This is a genomic window from Heyndrickxia oleronia, assembly GCF_017809215.1.
GTDB lineage: Bacteria > Bacillota > Bacilli > Bacillales > Bacillaceae_C > Heyndrickxia > Heyndrickxia oleronia.
The window spans coordinates 1,021,893-1,038,270 of record NZ_CP065424.1 but is presented as its reverse complement, the minus strand read 5'-3'; the positions used below and the strand labels follow the sequence as shown (position 1 = coordinate 1,038,270).

Genomic DNA, 16,378 nt, shown 5'->3' with positions numbered 1-16,378 from the left:
AGGTTTACAAAGATTGCTCGGCCTTCACTCCAAAAAATTTATTCGAAATAAATAGTACGATGGCGATTAAAGCAATTTGGAACATTCCATAAGCAGCTGCCTGCCCCATATTAAACATTCTTAGCTGATTCATAATCTCAATCGAAATCGGTCGATTTGCTAGTGTGTACAATAATACCGAGGTTGGGAATTCACCGACCGATTCAATAAAGGCAAGCAATGTACCAGATAGTACACCTGGCATAATAATCGGTAATATGACCCTTCTAAACGTATAAAACCATTTTGCACCTAAATTTCTAGAAGCTTCCTCCAAGGAATCATCCAATTGCTCTAATACAGCATTTGTTGATCGAACAACTAATGGGATGTGGCGAACAAAATAAGCTAATGGCAATATCGCGAATGTACCCACAAGAATATGTCCAAATGAAAATATATTCGGTTCGTTAAAGGCAAAGATTAAATTCATGCCGATAACTGTTGCAGGCAATGCCCAAGGAATCATTACTAATATATCAATAAAGCTTTTGCCAATAAATTTCCTTTTTACTAATAAATATGAAGTAAACACACCAAACACAAAATTTCCGGCAGTAGCAATGATGGCAAGCAACAAGCTATTTTTAATCGGCTTCCATATATTAGGATCATCTAATAATAGACGATAATTTTCGATATTAAATACGGTTGGATAGGTCTGCCATGTCCATGTTCCATCCGGTACTAATGAGAGTAATAGAATGGTAAGGTGGGGTAATAATAAAATTAATACACCGATCACTCCACAAACGACCATCACCCACTTAAGAAATGGATTTTTTACTTCACTACGATGTGCACCAATCCCTTTTGTTGCCATGCGGTAATCTTTGCGATTCTGATACCATTGCATGAATAGTAAGAAGCTTATCGATACAATGGAGAGAATGACAGATTGAGTAGCTGCAATTTCCATATCTCCATTTATTTTTGAAAAATATATTTGTAAGCTAAGTACGCGGTATCCACCAGCTAATAGGAAGGGGGCACTAAACGAAGCCATTGAAATCATAAATACTAATAATGATGCAGCAACAATCGCTGGTGTTAACAATGGAAATGTCACTTTCCAAAATACTTTAAACTTACTTGCTCCTAAATTATAAGCAGCTTCTTCTAAACTCGGATCAATTTTATTAATGGCAGATGAAACAGTCATATAAAAATACACATACATTGTATAGGCGTGAACAATTAAGATTCCGGATACCCCACCAATACTAAAAGGTACCTTTTCTAATCCAAATAAATCCTTTATTGCATTAGGAATTAGACCCGTTTCTCCATATAAAAACATAAAGGCCATTACACCAACTAAAGATGGCAGTACAATTGGCATAATCGCAGCTGATGCAAAAAAGCCGCGACCCGGAAATTGATAACGATTAAAAATAAGTGCAAGCGGGATGCCGATCAATGCACTGGCAATCACACTTAAAACTGAAATATAAACAGAATTCCAAAGCGCTTCTAGGTTGGTTTTCGATTCTTGTACAAAAAAGTCCGAGTAATTCGCAAGTGTATATATGCCATCCTTTTGCAAGCTTTCGATTAATGTCTTTATGGAAGGATATAAAACATAAGCAATGAGTATGAGAAGAATTGGGATTAATAGATAAATAGTCAACCGATGATTCCGATTTTTCATCATAATCGATCACCGCTTATCTTAGGAATTAAGCGAATCCGATCAGCCGGCAACTCCAGCCAAACCATCGATTCTTTCTTTAATACAGATAAATCAGCTGGATTTAACAGGTTTACCTTTAATGTTATATCCTGTACCTTTACTAGAATCTCAACAGCGGAACCAAAAAACTGTAAACTCTCTATCTTCCCTTCTAACACATTTTCTCCTTCCATTGCTTGGGTTGATAGTTTAATGGACTCAGGACGAATGGAAAGAATCAGCTTTTCATCCATGGAAAATTCTACATCATTAAATGGTATACGTTTGACAGATAAGCTTTGATTTCCTTGAATAATCCGAACCTCAATTTTTTCTTCCTTGATTTTATCCATTTCAAACGGAATAAAGTTTATTTCTCCAATAAATTGCGCAACAAAATCATTTGCAGGTTCATTATAAATTTCAAATGGTGTCCCAATTTGGTGACATACCCCATTATTAAATACAGCTATTCGATCACTCATTGACAATGCTTCTGCCTGATCATGAGTGACGTAGATTGTCGTTATATGATAATCGCGCTGTAAGCGTAAAATTTCTGTACGCATTTCATCACGTAATTTCGCATCCAAATTGCTTAAAGGTTCATCTAATAAAAGGATTTCGGGTTCAATCACCAATGCACGAGCCAATGCCACTCGTTGTTGCTGTCCCCCACTTAATTGGCTCACTTGACGGTTACTGAATGTATCTAGGCGAACTTTTTCTAAGACATCATGAACGCGATTTTTTATCTCAGTAGAAGGGATTTTTCGGACTTTTAACCCGAAAGCAACATTTTCAAACACCGTCATATGAGGGAATAGGGCATAGTTTTGAAAAACCATGCCCGTATTTCTTTTTTCAGGAGGAACACGTGTCATATCCTTTTCTCCAAAGCGAACAATTCCTTTTGTTGGGTAATAGAATCCTGCAATCATTCGGAGAGTTGTTGTTTTTCCACAGCCGCTCGGTCCTAGGAAAGTGAAGAACTCCCCTTCCCTAATCTGTAAATTAAGCTGATCTACGGCAATTACCTTTCCGAAAGTCTTTTGTACGTTTTCAAGGTTAATGGAAGCCATTCCTCGTTCACTTCCTATTCTTTAATCTGTTTATCACCATTTTTTATATTTTCATCCCAATATTTCATCCACACATCCGATTGGCTTTCAAATACATCCCAATCGATATCCATTTCTTTAATTTCTGTATTTTTAATCCAATCTGGTAAATCAGTTACATCATTTCTCGTTGGAATTCGATAATGCTGTTCAGCTAAAATCTTTGCTGCTTCAGGTGTATTAACAAATTCATAAAATGCTTCAGCTGCCTTCGGATGTGGCGCCCCCTTCACAATTGCAATTCCTTCAGTTAACACAGGAGTACCACTCGCAGGAATAATAAAATCAAACGGATAATTCTTCTGTTCTTTTAACATTGCAACATCTGGCATTCCCCATACAGAAAGTAGCCCTTCACCTTTGGCAACCTTGTTATACATCATCTCCGGATTCGCTGAATATTCTTTCGTATTTGCATCTAATTTCTTTAACCATTCATAACCAGTATTAGGATCCCCTGAATCTTTAAAGTCACGATAAATCATTGCTGAAAAAATCGTTCTCATAGTTCCAGAAGCTAGAGGATAACGAATGATAATTTTATCCTTCCATTTCGGATCAAGAAGTTCATCCCAGTCCTTTGGTACCTCTTCTTTTTTTAGAAGCTTAGTATTATACATAATCACTTCGGGCGTTTGACTCGTTCCTGTCCAGTACCAATCAGGCTCATGGAACCCTTCATCAAGAGTAGCAGAATAGGTTGGTTCATAAGGATCTAACAAGTCCTCTCCTTTTGCTTGTTCAAAATTAGTGGATGGAGCCCCCCACCAAACGTCTGCTTGTGGATTGTTTTTCTCTGAACGAATGCGGTCAAGCACTTCCTGAGAACCCATATCTAGCCATTCAACATCAATGCCGTATTTTTCTTCAAACATCTTCTCAAATTGACCAAGAATGTCCTTTCCATGTGGAGAATAAATAACCACTTTATCCTCTAACTTGTTATCAGACTCCTTCGAGGTTTCTTTCGAATCCTTTTCTCCGGAAGAACTACACGCTGATAAAATCATCGTAGCGGACAAAGTCAATACCCCAAGCAAGGACACCATTTTCCTTTTCTTCATCTTTCTCCCCCCATTATGAATGTCGTATTGTCAAAACTTTTATAAGAAATAGGTTATAAAATCCTATGATAGAGGGCTTTTTAAGCAAAAAAATTGCCACCCCCTGAATTCTGGAGATAATTGAGGTTACCACACACCCAATTCCCAGAAAGGAAGTGACAAGTTGTACCCTCAAATTATAACCTATTTATTAACTTTAATTAAGTACCAAGATCAAATAATCCGGACTCTTCTTACGCTGCTTATTGGCAAGAACATGTTTGATAAGTCGAAAGAACAGCCGGTGAATCAGCCTTATCGAAAGCTCCAGGTGGATGAACTTCCTGTTATCGAGACTTTTCAAAAGCTGGATTATAAAACCCTAATGAAAGAGTACTCCGAAGAAAAAAGGTAAGACACTAAAGCCTGTCAGACGTCATGCCAATTCCAAAACATCCGTACCATCCAACATTTCCTGCCCAAAGTGTGGTGCTCCAGCAGATTACCTTTATGCCAATAATGGAGGAAACGGACAGTACCAATGTAAGGTGTGTGCGTGTCTGTTCAATCAGAAAAACCAGTATGCCAAGGAAGCCATCCTGAAATGCCCGCATTGCTTGAAGACCCTTGAAAAAGTGAAGGAACGGAAAGACTTTGATATCTACAAGTGCAAGAATAATGCGTGTTCCTTCTACCAGCGGAACCTAAATGGACTTTCGTCCAAAGATAGAAAACGATTCAAGAAGAACCCCCAGGATTTCAAGATGCGATACCTATTTCGCCAATTTCACATTGAGTACAAGCCACTTTCCAGGGAGTCACCCAAGAAGCCAAAAGTGGATTTATCTAGACTGTATGTGTCGCCCCACACCCTGGGACTCATCCTGACTTACCATGTGAATTATGGACTGTCCGCCCGAAAGACAGCTGCCTTAATGAAGGATGTTCATGGTGTGGATATCTCCCACCAAAGCATCCTGAATTATGAGAACAGTGTGGCCTTGCTTCTCAAGCCGTATGTGGACCATTATCCTTATGAGCTTTCCGACCAGTTCTGCGGCGATGAGACGTATATCCGGGTGGGTGGCCGCTGGCGCTATCTGTTCTTCTTCTTCGATGCGGTGAAAAAGATCATTCTGGCCTATCCCGTATCCCGGAATCGGGATACACAAGCAGCGATTCTGGCCATTGATGAAGTCTTGACGAAGTTCAAGGAAGTCCCGGAGGACTTGACCATCGTAGTTGATGGTAATCCGATTTATCTACTGGCCCAGCAATTCTTCGCCCAACATGGAATATCATTCGACATCAAGCAAGTCATCGGCCTTACGAACGAAGATCCAGTATCGGCTGAATACCGGCCGTTGAAACAGATCATCGAACGGCTGAACAGGACCTTCAAAGGCAACTATCGTCAAACGTACGGTTTTGGATCCGAACAAGGTTCCGTCTCCTATGTGACACTGTTTGTGGCTTATTTTAACTTTTTACGGCCACACTCAGCGCTGGAAGGGAAAGTCCCGGTCCTTCAACCAGAGTTGCTTCAACTGCCTAACATGCCTGCCAGATGGACCAAACTGATTGGTTTAGCCCAGGATTGGATCGAAGACCAGACAGCCTAGCTTTTGTTTAGCAGAGCCCCTTAACCAGCAGGCGGCGAAGCGTACTCTTGACAAACCGAACTTGCCAATGGTTTAAAATTGGAAAAACCGAGGGTTTATTTGGTATGCCTTCTTTTGTCCTCTTCGCCCTTAATGAACACATCACAAACCATTGGCGTGTTTGTCAAGAGCGACTGCGGCAGCACCTTCTCAAGTTCCGTGAAGAAATCCATCCCTTAGAATTGATTTTTCATAGAACTTTTGACACTACCATGAATGTCTTATTATGCTTTCATGTTCCCGTAGGAAAAGCGAAACAGCTCCCAAAACCCCCGCATTATCGGCTAATTGTGATGGATAAATATCAACTGAACTAGGAAGGTATTGATCCACAAGCTTACGCACATGAAATAATATCTCCTCAGCTGATTGGGAAACACCACCTCCTAAAATAATTACCTCTGGATTTAACAGGCAAGCAGCATTAACAATGCCAAACCCTAAATGTTCTATTGCTTCATCAATCACTTGCCGTGCAAGTAGATCTCCTGATTTTGCTAGAAAAAAAGCATCCTTTGCCGATAGCTCTGTTTCAGTTGCTTTTTTAAATAATGGATGTTCTCTATTCTTTTGGAGTTTCAACGTTAACTGTTTACCAATGGACTTTCCGCCTGCAACACTTTCCAAATATCCATAACGTTGAAACAATGGATGGAAATTTTGCCTCATATCATTTTTGTTGGTGACCATATACCCCATTTCACCTGCTGCATTTGTAGTGCCTCTGTATAGTTGATTATCAATAATGATTCCACAACCAATACCTGTTCCTACGGATATGAAAAGAACATTCCTTTTATTCTTGGCTCTTCCTAACCATTGTTCGCCAAGTACAGCTACATTCACATCATTATCTATATGAATAGGAAAGGAGAAATACTTCTTTGCCTCACTAATAAATGGGTAGTTCATCCAATTTAAGCTAGGAGCATCCACAATTAAGCCGTTCACTGTATCTGTTATTCCCGGGACCCCAACCCCCATCCCCAATATTGCTTCTTGTTTAATCCCTGCATGTTTGACCAAGTGATTTAATTTATCACGAATCTGAATCATTAAGCCTTGTTCTAAATATTGATTGGTTGGGAAATTACATTGAGAGACTATTGTTCCAGATAAATCACTGATTACCATTTTTACTTTTGTCCCACCAATATCTATTCCTGCTACATATGCTGCTTGTTCATCGAAATATAATTGAATCGGTCGCCTTCCTCCCTGTGAGGATGCTTCACCATTCCCTTTTTCAACCACCCAATGCTCTTGGATAAGTTCGTCGACCAAAATAGAAACAGTCGGTTTACTTATAGAAAGCTTGGCAGAAATTTCTGCCCTTGATATAGGTGCATGTTCCTGTATACATTGAAGCACCCTCTTTTTATTAATTGATTTCATCTGCATCGGCGTTCCTTTAATATCCATTCCATCACTGCCCTAATTATTTTGGTTAGTTAAGTTTACTAATTAATGTAGAATATTATGACCTATTAAAATAAAACCTTTTTATAAAAACTATGGTTGTACCCCCTTTAAGGATAAATAGAATATGTTAACAGGATGTATATTATTCTGATTTTTCCAAAAATAATAGGTATTTACATTACTTCAACTCCATGCTATTTATTATTTAAGCACCGTTTTCTATGTTGGTTAGGAAAATAAACTAACCTACTAATTTCCTAGGTCGAAGGGAGGAATATTAGAGTCATACTAAAAAACACAAATAAGAAAGGGGTTACACGATTGAAAAAGCTCTTATATGCTTTTCTTGCCATTCTTTTAGTTGCAGCATTCCTTCCGTTTAAAGGTCATGCAAACGATGAAAACAATAAGGTGGATCTTGATTTATGGAATGCGGTAAAACCTCTTGAAACTACTGTGACCTTCTTAAATACTGGGGCACATCCTGATGATGAACGCAGTGATTTTTTAGCTTATTTATCAAGAGGTTTAGGTGTAAAAACCTCAAGCCTCATTGCCAATCGTGGTGAAGGTGGGCAAAATGAAATTGGAAATGAGCTTGGAAACGCCTTAGGAATTATTCGATCGCGTGAAATGATCGAAGCGGCAAAAATTACTGGAGTAAAAGCCTATCATTTAAGTGAAACAACCTCTGATGCAATATATGACTTTGGTTTCTCTAAATCTCCTGAAGAAACCTTAAAAAATTGGGGAGAAGATGTGACCTATGAACGACTGATTCGATTTATCCGCACATACCAGCCTGATATTGTCATGCCTTCTTTTAGAAATGTTGATAGCCAACATGGGCACCACCGAACGATGGAAATATTAAGTGAAAGAGCATTTAAAGACGCTGCCGATCCAAAGGTGTTTCCAGATCAATTAAAAGAGGGTTTATCCACGTGGCAGATTAAGAAATTTTATTTACCGTCCGGTTCAGATGATCCTGTCACCACAACTATTGAAATTGGAGATTATGACCCAATCTATGGAATGACTTATCCACAGCTTGGAGAACAATCACGCTATATGCACAAAAGCCAGGGTATGGGATCCGATATTCCAGCAGAACCAAGACAAGTAAAATTAGAACTCCTCTTTTCAACTAAAGATGCCAATGATAGTAGCTCCTTATTTGCTGGTATTCCATATAACTTTGCAGAATGGGCACAAATACTTCCACCAACTGAAAATGATCTTAAAGTCCAATTAGCAAAGCTCCAACAAAACTTAAATTCAATTACCGATTCCTATCCAAGTCGTGCGTCTGTTTTTGATAAAACACAAAAAACACTAAAAGATGCCCGGCAACTACAAAAGAAAATAAAAAAGGCAAATTTGAAGGAAGATCTTCAACTAGATTTACTTCATAAACTTTCAATAAAAATCGATCAACTTGAAACCGTTAGTTTTATCTCTTCTAACCTAGAGGTTAAGGCAACTGCTGATTCAACAATATTAACAAAAGGACACAAAGCGAAGGTTAATGTAAAGGTAAAAAACAACGGAGAAAACAAACTAAATCATCTTGATATCGCCTTAATTACTCCGAAAGGTTGGAAGACAACTTCAAGTAAAAAAGCCGATTCGCTCGCCCCTGGCAAAACATTGAACTTAGCTTTTGAGGTGAATGTTCCGAATAATGCTGAAGAATATCATGCATACAAAGAACCAGCAATTCAAGCATCGATTACATTTAAACAAAATGGAACCGAAACCACCTATGTTCAAGAATTAGAAGGAACGATTGCAGTACTACCGGATATTAGTGCCACTTTATCTCCTGAAAATATTATCGTTAACACAGCAGACATACAGGATGAAATTCCTGTTACTGTAAAGCTAAAAAATTACCATGAAGGGAAAGTAACTTCAACCGTTCGCCTAAGTATTCCTGTCGGATGGGATGTTCATCCACGTTCTGCTAATGTGAGCTTATCGAAAAAACTAGAAGAAAAAGAAATCACATTTAAGGTCTCACCACCTAAGGATATTTTAAAAGGAGATTTTCAACTTTCCGCCAAAATTAGTTATGATGGCAAAACATTTGATTCTACTGTACAGGAAATAAACTATGATCATATCGGAACCTTTTATTATCAATATCCGGCTATGGTAAAGGGGGTTGCCTTTGAGCTATTAAAACCTTCAAAATTGAAAATTGGTTATATCGATAGTGGATTTGATAAAGTTGCTGATTATTTATTGAATGCTGGATTTGACATCACAAAACTAACAGAGGCTGATCTTGCAACAGGTGATTTAAATCAATATGACACGATTGTTACCGGGATACGTGCTTACCTGTCCCGTGACGATTTAGTTAAACATAATGACCGACTTCTTAAATATGTCGAGGATGGTGGACATTTAGTAGTTCAGTACCATAAACCCGGTGATCGATGGGACCCATTAAAAACCGCTCCATTTAAATTAAAAATTGGCGATCCTTCAATTAGATGGAGGGTTACCGATGAAAACGCAAAAGTTACTGTTACTAAACCAGATTCCCCTTTATTCAATTATCCAAATAAAATAACTGATAATGATTGGAACAATTGGATTCAGGAACGTGGCCTCTATTATCCGATGGAATGGGATAATCAATTCGAAACTTTCGTAAGTATGGCTGATCCAAATGAAGATCCATTTACTGGTGGCATTTTAATGGCTAAGTATGGAAAGGGAACATATTTATATACCAATTTAGTCTTCTATCGCCAAATACAGGATCAAGTTCCTGGGGGCTACAGAATCTTTACTAATTTGATTAGTTATGATGACAAGAATTAAATAGACAAAGGGTGCAGCCTTTAGCTGCACCCTTTTACTTCCATCCGGTCATTAATTTACTTGAATGCTAATCATTGAAAGGAACTACTATGCTTATGCCGGCATTTTAGTGAACATTAAGCACACTACTTACACAAAAGCACTAGGTAATCGATGCTGTTTTTGAAAATAGATAAGTCCCTTGTCCGCAATATAATGAATTAACCTATTTTTCCGCAAATATTTGGATGCTTCTACTATTTTTCTTCCACTTTCTCCATCCAAGATTTCGCTGTTCTTTTCAACACAGAATTTAATTCTGTAATATTATTTTTCCCTTCATTCTGCAGCCATTCAACACCTGCATCTTCACCTTGTTCTGCAAAAGGTTCAACACCATTTTTCCATGTTGCACGGCCACATAGGACTCCGTTAAAATCCGCTCCTGCTTGGGCTGCAAATTCTAGTGTTTCACGGAATAATTGTGCACTAACACCGGCACTTAAATAAATATATGGTAAATGTGTCGCTTCACTTTGCTCGTTAAAATACTGAGCAGCTTGTTCCTTCGTATAAATGAATTCGCCCTCTGTAAAGCCTTCTACAAAATTCATATTAACAGGTACTTCTACCTTCAATACATCTACTTGATATCTTTCCTTAGAGAACTCTTTCATCATATCATTGACTTTATGTGGTTTTATTTTCGCGTAGTCATGACCTTTAACATCCTCAATATTCGCATCATATGAAACAAGTTCTAGGAAAAAGGGGATATCTTCCGCTACACATTCTGAGCCTAGGCGTTCAACAAATGCGTGTTTCAAATCATTAATTTCTTTAGCTTCATCTACATCATAATATAGTAAAAATTTAATCGCATCTGCGCCTTCTTCTTTCAATCTTTTAACTGACCATTCATCTAATAGATCTGGCAAACGTCCGGGTTTGGTTGCATCATAGCCTGTTTTCTCATAGGCTAACAGCAAACCAGCTTGTTCATCTCTTTCCTTTGCAGCAGGCAATCCGTATTCTGGATCTAATAGAATCGAAGAAGAGTATTTCGTTAATTCACGACTAACGACTTTTTTAAATTCGATGATCCCTTGATCCCCAATCTCGTTTGTGCTGGCATTACTTATCATTTTCTTTAACGATCCACGTTGATCAATCGCCAATGCGCCGATAATTCCATTTTCATCAGATAATCGTTTCATCGCTGCCATTTTATTTTTCGTTAATTTTAACATCTTTGTTTCTCCCTCTCTGATGGTTTTAATCTACTTTACATATTTCAATTTCATTAAAAATTTGATCAAATTTTTCACTATTGACAAAGCCTGTTTGTGATTCCATCGTGTTTAAAACCCCTGCTGTCATCGCTGTTTTCATTAAATCCTCGCGTGATTTCTTTTGTAAAATAGATACCGCCAAGCCAGCAACAACAGAATCCCCAGAACCGACAGGATTCACCACATTGATCCTAGGTATCTTTACTAAAAAATGCTCTCGATTGTGCTTTACGAAAGCTCCTTGTGCTCCCATTGAAACGACAAGCCATTGGATCCTCGCAAATAACGGATGCTCGAGGGCCTTTTTCAGTTGATCTTCACCCGTTATCTTTGTATCTAATAATTGATTCAACTCATCGATATTGGGCTTAATCGCAAATGGCCTAGCTTCTTGAAATTGCAATACATCCTTCAATACCCCACCAGAACAATCGAGAATGACAGGAATTTGTTTCGTCTCTGCTAATCGAATCATTTCGCAATAAATGGATGCATCTAACCCTTTTGGCAAACTGCCTGAAATTGTTACAACCTCTGCCTTCTCTAACAATTGTTGATAATGGTTTAGAAAATCATCACCTTCATTACGAGAAAATTGTGGCCCCGCTTCTAAAATTTCCGTTTGATTACCCTCGTGAAGGATCGCTATACAGTTTCTAGATTCTTGATCTGTTTTTAAAAAATCATGATCGATCCCATCCTGATTTAATTGATTTTCAATGAATGAACCAATCGTTCCACCTAATATTCCTGTAGCAACTACAGGGGAATGCAATAAATGAATGACCCTCGCAACATTCAACCCTTTGCCACCGGCTGTTTTCATGACATTTGAAACACGGTTAACATCATTTAACTTAAAATCTTCTAATTTATATGAAATATCTACAGACGGGTTCATCGTCACACTAACTATCATTGAATGACTCCCTTTTTGTCTTTTATATTTGGTATTTGCATACACCATTTATATAGGTAGCTTCTAGTTCCATATTTTTATTTAAAACAATAAAATCTGCTTCCCTACCTAGAAGTATCGAGCCACATTGATCATCTATATGGCAGCTGACCGCCGGAACTAACGAAGCCATTTTTATCGCTTCCTCTGGTGTAGCAATTCCCCATTCCACTACATTACGAATCGCCTCATTAAGTTTTAAAATACTTCCTGCTAGGCTACCACTCTCTAAAGTTGCGGTACCGTTTTTCAAAATTACAGGGAATTCTCCTAATGTATAGTTTCCATCTGGCATCGCTCCGGCACGCATACAATCGGTAATCATTGCTACACGATCACGGCCCCGAACATCCATTAGTATTTTTGCCGCTAAAGGATGGACATGATGGCCATCACAGATTAATTCAGCAAAGACTTTTTCCAAAGTCATGGCCGCTCCAACCATTCCAAGCTCGCGAGACTTCAAAGGACTCATTCCGTTATAGGTATGAACAAAGACAGAAGCGCCGTTTTCTACAATCTCTTTCGCCTGTTCATAGGTGGCGCTACTATGACCTAAGGCAACGACCACTCCTTGTTCCGTCACTTTTTTAACAAATTCGGCCACTCCTTCTCTTTCAGGAGCTAAGGCAATTTTTTTAATAAGTCCTCCAGATAGCTCTTGCCATTTTCCAAAAACTTGTATATCAGGATCAGAGAAATAGTTAGGATTTTGTGCCCCTTTATGTTCTTCGGTAAAAAAAGGGCCTTCTAAATAAATCCCTTGAATTTTTGCACCTGTCACCTTTTGATAATGTTTTCCTATTGTTTCAACTACTTGGTTAATGAGCTCAATTGGAGCGGTCAACGTTGTAGGTAAAAAAGAAGTAACTCCACAAGCTAAAAGACCTTCCGATATTTCCTTAATACCTGCAAAATCATTGTCCATGACATCATGGTTTAGTAATCCATGAATATGTGTATCTACTAAACCTGGTGCAATCCATTTTCCTTTATAATCTTTGATTTGAGATGGATCATTTGGTGGTGTTTTTTGATAGCTTCCAAACCTTCCATCAATAATCTCTAAATAGCCTTCGCCTTCAACAGAGTCCTTTAAAAAGAATTGATCTGCATGAATATAGCTTTTCATTTTTATGCCTTCTTTCATTCTTTAAAAACTAAAAAAGCATTCTTCTCTATGATTTGATTACCGCTTTATTGTTTTTTCACGTACTGGGGAATTATTCGCTCACTTTGGTTACCCTAAACACTTGGTTTCCTCTTTTTAAGTAACCTTTCCCTCGCTTTAGTTACCCTACACACCTGGTTTCTTCTATTTAAGTAACCTTTCGCTCACTTTGGTTACCCTACACACCTGGTTTCTTCTATTTAAGTAACCTTTCGCTCACTTTGGTTACCCTACACACTTCGTTTCCTCTATTTAAGTAACTATTCGCTCGCTTTAGTTACCCTACACACCTGGTTTCTTCTATTTAAGGAACCTTTCGCTCACTTTGGTTATCCTACACACTTCGTTTCCTCTATTTAAGTAACTATTCGGTCGCTTTAGTTACCCTACACACCTGGTTTCCTCTTTTTAAGTAACCTTTCCCTCGCTTTAGTTACCCTACACACCTGGTTTCCTCTTTTTAAGTAACCTTTCCCTCGCTTTAGTTACCCTACACACCTGGTTTCTTCTATTTAAGTAACCTTTCCCTCGCTTTAGTTACCCTACACACTTCGTTTCCTCTATTTAAGTAACCTTCCGCTCGCTTTAGTTACCCTACACACCTGGTTTCCTCTTTTTAAGTAACCTTTCGCTCACTTTGGTTATCCTACACACTTCGTTTCCTCTATTTAAGTAACTATTCGCTCGCTTTAGTTACCCTACACACCTGGTTTCCTCTTTTTAAGTAACCTTTCCCGCGCTTTAGTTACCCTACACACCTGGTTTCCTCTTTTTAAGTAACCTTTTGCTCACTTTAAATTACCCTACACACTTCGTTTCCTCTATTTAAGTAACCTTCCGCTCGCTTTGGTTACCCTACACACTTGGTTTCCTCTATTTAAGTAACCTTTCGCTCGCTTTGGTTACCCTAAACCCGCGCTTTCCACATCTCGGGATATTTATCCACCCGCTTTAGCAACAGTGACATCTCACCTTGTAAAAAGGAAAAGACCTATCATCTTTTCCTTTTATAACTCCAGTTAGAATAGTTTGAAAAAGCTTCCTACTAGACCAATAACGACGGTTACAGCGATTAAAGTTAACGGTGATTTTCCTTTTTTCAACATCCAATAACAGAAGAAGGTATAAAGCAAAGGTAATAATTGAGGCATAATTTTATCTAGTACGCCTTCCTGCAAGGCTACTTTAATATCTCCGGCATGGATGGTGACACCTAATTTGAAATTAATATAGGTTGCCACCAAGGCCCCTATTACCGTCAATCCGACGATTGATGCTGCACGTGAAATTTTCTTCGTGCTTTCTTTCAATTTCACAATCGCTTTCGTTCCTGTATTGTATCCGTAATGCATTAAACCAAATACAAGGCCGAAGTGAACAATATTAAAGGCAATGATAAACAATAATGGTCCTAGTAGATTGCCATCTGCGGCTAAAGAAGCACCAATACCGGCGGTAATTGGAAGCAATGTTAACCAGAATAACGCATCCCCGATTCCTCCTAGTGGCCCCATCATGGCAATCTTAATTCCGCGAATTGTATCACGGCGTTCCTTGTTTTCTTCCATCGCTAAAATGACCCCTTGAACAAAAGTCACTAAAAATGGATGGGTATTAAAAAATTGCAAATGGTCCAATAGAGAAGACTTTAAATCATCCTTATTTTTATGTATCTTTTTAAGGCCAGGAATTAAGCTATATGTCCAGCCTCCACCTTGCATCCGTTCATAGTTAAAGGAAGCTTGTAGAAATAATGAACGCCATGCCATTTTATTGAGATCTTTCTTCGTTAAGACTTTTTTGACGGTAGGATCATGATATTCATTTTGGATTAGTAACTCTCGATTAATTTCTTGTTTAGATGCCATTGCTATAATCCTCCTCCAAGTCTTCTTTTATAGGTGCTGAGCTCCCTTTATCAGAGTCATCCGATCTTCCACTTGAAATAAAGAAGTCATATGCAGCAATTGCTATCCCAATAACGGCAATTGCTAGAATTGGTAGTTTTAAATACGCTGCAATAATAAACCCGATTGCAAAAAATGGAGCGTAAGAAACTTTCCACATAATTTTTAATAACATTGCGAAACCAACAGCTGGCATAATTCCTCCAGCAACACTTAACCCATTAATCAACCATTTCGGTAATGCGTTAACTACTGCCTCTGCTTGATCTGCCCCAAAATAAATCGGTAAAAAGGAAATAATGAAATAAAAAACAAATAAGATAATTGGACCCAAGTAATTGAGTCGATCAATCCCCTTCGTATTCCCCTCTACTGCCAACTGATCCATTTTGTGCATAATTGGTGAATAAGCAGTAAAAAGCAAAGTGATTAAACCTTGTACCGCAACTGCAAAAGGTACGGCGACCCCAACAGCAATACTAGCTTCTTGATGTGCTAAAATCGCAAAAGCTGTTCCAATTATCCCACCAATAACTACATTCGGCGGCTGTGCACCTGCGAGTGGTACCATTCCAGCCCAAACTAATTCGAGTGTTGCCCCTGCCATTAAACCTGTTTGCCAATCTCCTAAAATTAAACCAACCACTAAACCTGTAAAAATAGGCCGATGAATATAAGTCAATCCATTATACAGATCAATCCCTGCAATACCTGCCCATATCCCTATTAACAAGGCTTGAATTAACATGGTTCTTTCCCCCAGTATTTATCTAAGATTATACATTCTTCAAAAGATCCATCATATCTCTTCCACGTTCACTTGGAATTCCACGAACATCTAATTTAATTCCCAACTTATCTAATTCTTTAAATGTATCGATATCATCTTGGTCCACTGAAACAGTTGCAGATAGTTGTTTCTTCCCTTCAGCAAAATGCATATTTCCAACATTAATTTCTTTAATTGGAACTCCACCTTTAACAAGCTTTAAAGCGTCCTGCGGAGTCTTGATAACGAGTAAGATTTTTTGGTGAGGTGCAGCTTTACCAATAATTTTGATAGTTTTTTCAATCGTAAAGAAACGAGCTTGAACAGTATCCGGTAACACCATTTCCATTAAGCTTTGTTGTACTGTATCTGTAGAGACCTCGTCATTCGCAACAACGACAAGATTTGCTCCTAGTGTATTTGTCCACGTAACCCCTACCTGTCCGTGAACTAAGCGATTGTCAATTCGTGTGGCTAAAATATTGGGTGTACTCATTGATTATTCCCAC

Annotated in this window: 11 protein-coding genes and 1 pseudogene; 2 read left to right on the top strand and 10 right to left on the bottom strand. The window is 38.4% G+C overall.

Going from position 1 to position 16,378, the window contains the following annotated elements; genetic code table 11:
• Positions 1 to 4 precede the first annotated feature (4 nt).
• Genes I5818_RS05215 through I5818_RS05205 form a run of 3 tightly spaced genes read right to left on the bottom strand, consistent with a single transcriptional unit; the run spans position 5 to position 3,896 of the window.
• A complete protein-coding gene (locus I5818_RS05215; protein ID WP_078110340.1) occupies positions 5 to 1,693 on the bottom strand; it encodes an ABC transporter permease in 1,689 nt (562 codons plus the stop codon).
• Entirely contained in the window at positions 1,690 to 2,793 is a 1,104-nt protein-coding gene (locus I5818_RS05210; protein WP_078110341.1) for an ABC transporter ATP-binding protein, read from the bottom strand. The genes I5818_RS05215 and I5818_RS05210 overlap by 4 nt, the downstream gene beginning before the upstream one ends.
• Positions 2,794 to 2,807: 14 nt before the next feature.
• Positions 2,808 to 3,896: an extracellular solute-binding protein gene (locus I5818_RS05205; RefSeq protein ID WP_071975148.1), complete on the bottom strand. Its 1,089-nt coding sequence runs from the start codon at positions 3,894 to 3,896 to the stop codon at positions 2,808 to 2,810.
• Between the two features lie 163 nt (positions 3,897 to 4,059).
• Here I5818_RS05205 and I5818_RS05200 point away from each other — a divergent pair.
• A pseudogene (locus I5818_RS05200) lies at positions 4,060 to 5,497 on the top strand (IS6 family transposase).
• A gap of 246 nt (positions 5,498 to 5,743) precedes the next feature.
• Here the strand turns inward: I5818_RS05200 and I5818_RS05195 are convergent.
• On the bottom strand, positions 5,744 to 6,958 hold the full coding sequence (locus I5818_RS05195) for an ROK family transcriptional regulator (RefSeq protein ID WP_235849717.1): 1,215 nt from the start codon (positions 6,956 to 6,958) through the stop codon (positions 5,744 to 5,746).
• 321 nt (positions 6,959 to 7,279) lie between these two features.
• Here I5818_RS05195 and I5818_RS05190 point away from each other — a divergent pair, with 321 nt between their 5' ends.
• Positions 7,280 to 9,793 carry a PIG-L family deacetylase gene (locus I5818_RS05190; RefSeq protein WP_078110624.1) on the top strand — a complete coding sequence of 838 codons (2,514 nt, stop codon included), beginning with the start codon at positions 7,280 to 7,282 and terminating at the stop codon, positions 9,791 to 9,793.
• 236 nt (positions 9,794 to 10,029) lie between these two features.
• On the opposite strand, the gene lacD is transcribed toward I5818_RS05190, so the two are convergent.
• The 6 genes from lacD to agaV form a co-directional block, all read right to left on the bottom strand.
• Complete coding sequence (gene lacD, locus I5818_RS05185) at positions 10,030 to 11,022, bottom strand: tagatose-bisphosphate aldolase (RefSeq protein ID WP_078110623.1); 993 nt, start codon at positions 11,020 to 11,022, stop codon at positions 10,030 to 10,032.
• Between the two features lie 25 nt (positions 11,023 to 11,047).
• Complete coding sequence (lacC, locus tag I5818_RS05180; protein WP_078110622.1) at positions 11,048 to 11,983, bottom strand: tagatose-6-phosphate kinase; 936 nt, start codon at positions 11,981 to 11,983, stop codon at positions 11,048 to 11,050.
• 22 nt (positions 11,984 to 12,005) lie between these two features.
• On the bottom strand, positions 12,006 to 13,154 hold the full coding sequence (nagA, locus tag I5818_RS05175; protein ID WP_078110621.1) for an N-acetylglucosamine-6-phosphate deacetylase: 1,149 nt from the start codon (positions 13,152 to 13,154) through the stop codon (positions 12,006 to 12,008).
• 1,058 nt (positions 13,155 to 14,212) lie between these two features.
• Positions 14,213 to 15,061 (bottom strand): PTS system mannose/fructose/sorbose family transporter subunit IID, encoded by an 849-nt coding sequence (locus I5818_RS05170; protein ID WP_078110573.1) that lies wholly within the window; start codon positions 15,059 to 15,061, stop codon positions 14,213 to 14,215.
• Positions 15,051 to 15,848 (bottom strand): PTS N-acetylgalactosamine transporter subunit IIC, encoded by a 798-nt coding sequence (gene agaW / locus I5818_RS05165; RefSeq protein WP_078110574.1) that lies wholly within the window; start codon positions 15,846 to 15,848, stop codon positions 15,051 to 15,053. Before agaW ends, I5818_RS05170 begins: the two co-directional genes overlap by 11 nt.
• A 28-nt stretch (positions 15,849 to 15,876) precedes the next feature.
• The gene (gene agaV, locus I5818_RS05160; RefSeq protein WP_078110575.1) at positions 15,877 to 16,365 is read right to left on the bottom strand and encodes a PTS N-acetylgalactosamine transporter subunit IIB; all 489 of its coding nucleotides are present in this window, start codon (positions 16,363 to 16,365) and stop codon (positions 15,877 to 15,879) included.
• Positions 16,366 to 16,378: the final 13 nt, after the last annotated feature.

What these genes read in the sequence shown, in the direction of transcription:
- I5818_RS05215 (WP_078110340.1), bottom strand. Translation starts at nt 1,693, where the DNA reads ATGATGAAAAATCGGAATCATCGGTTGACTATTTATCTATTAATCCCA.
- lacD (WP_078110623.1), bottom strand. Translation starts at nt 11,022, where the DNA reads ATGTTAAAATTAACGAAAAATAAAATGGCAGCGATGAAACGATTATCT.
- lacC (WP_078110622.1), bottom strand. Translation starts at nt 11,983, where the DNA reads ATGATAGTTAGTGTGACGATGAACCCGTCTGTAGATATTTCATATAAA.
- nagA (WP_078110621.1), bottom strand. Translation starts at nt 13,154, where the DNA reads ATGAAAAGCTATATTCATGCAGATCAATTCTTTTTAAAGGACTCTGTT.
- I5818_RS05205 (WP_071975148.1), bottom strand. Translation starts at nt 3,896, where the DNA reads ATGAAGAAAAGGAAAATGGTGTCCTTGCTTGGGGTATTGACTTTGTCC.
- I5818_RS05170 (WP_078110573.1), bottom strand. Translation starts at nt 15,061, where the DNA reads ATGGCATCTAAACAAGAAATTAATCGAGAGTTACTAATCCAAAATGAA.
- agaW (WP_078110574.1), bottom strand. Translation starts at nt 15,848, where the DNA reads ATGTTAATTCAAGCCTTGTTAATAGGGATATGGGCAGGTATTGCAGGG.
- I5818_RS05210 (WP_078110341.1), bottom strand. Translation starts at nt 2,793, where the DNA reads ATGGCTTCCATTAACCTTGAAAACGTACAAAAGACTTTCGGAAAGGTA.
- I5818_RS05195 (WP_235849717.1), bottom strand. Translation starts at nt 6,958, where the DNA reads ATGGATATTAAAGGAACGCCGATGCAGATGAAATCAATTAATAAAAAG.
- agaV (WP_078110575.1), bottom strand. Translation starts at nt 16,365, where the DNA reads ATGAGTACACCCAATATTTTAGCCACACGAATTGACAATCGCTTAGTT.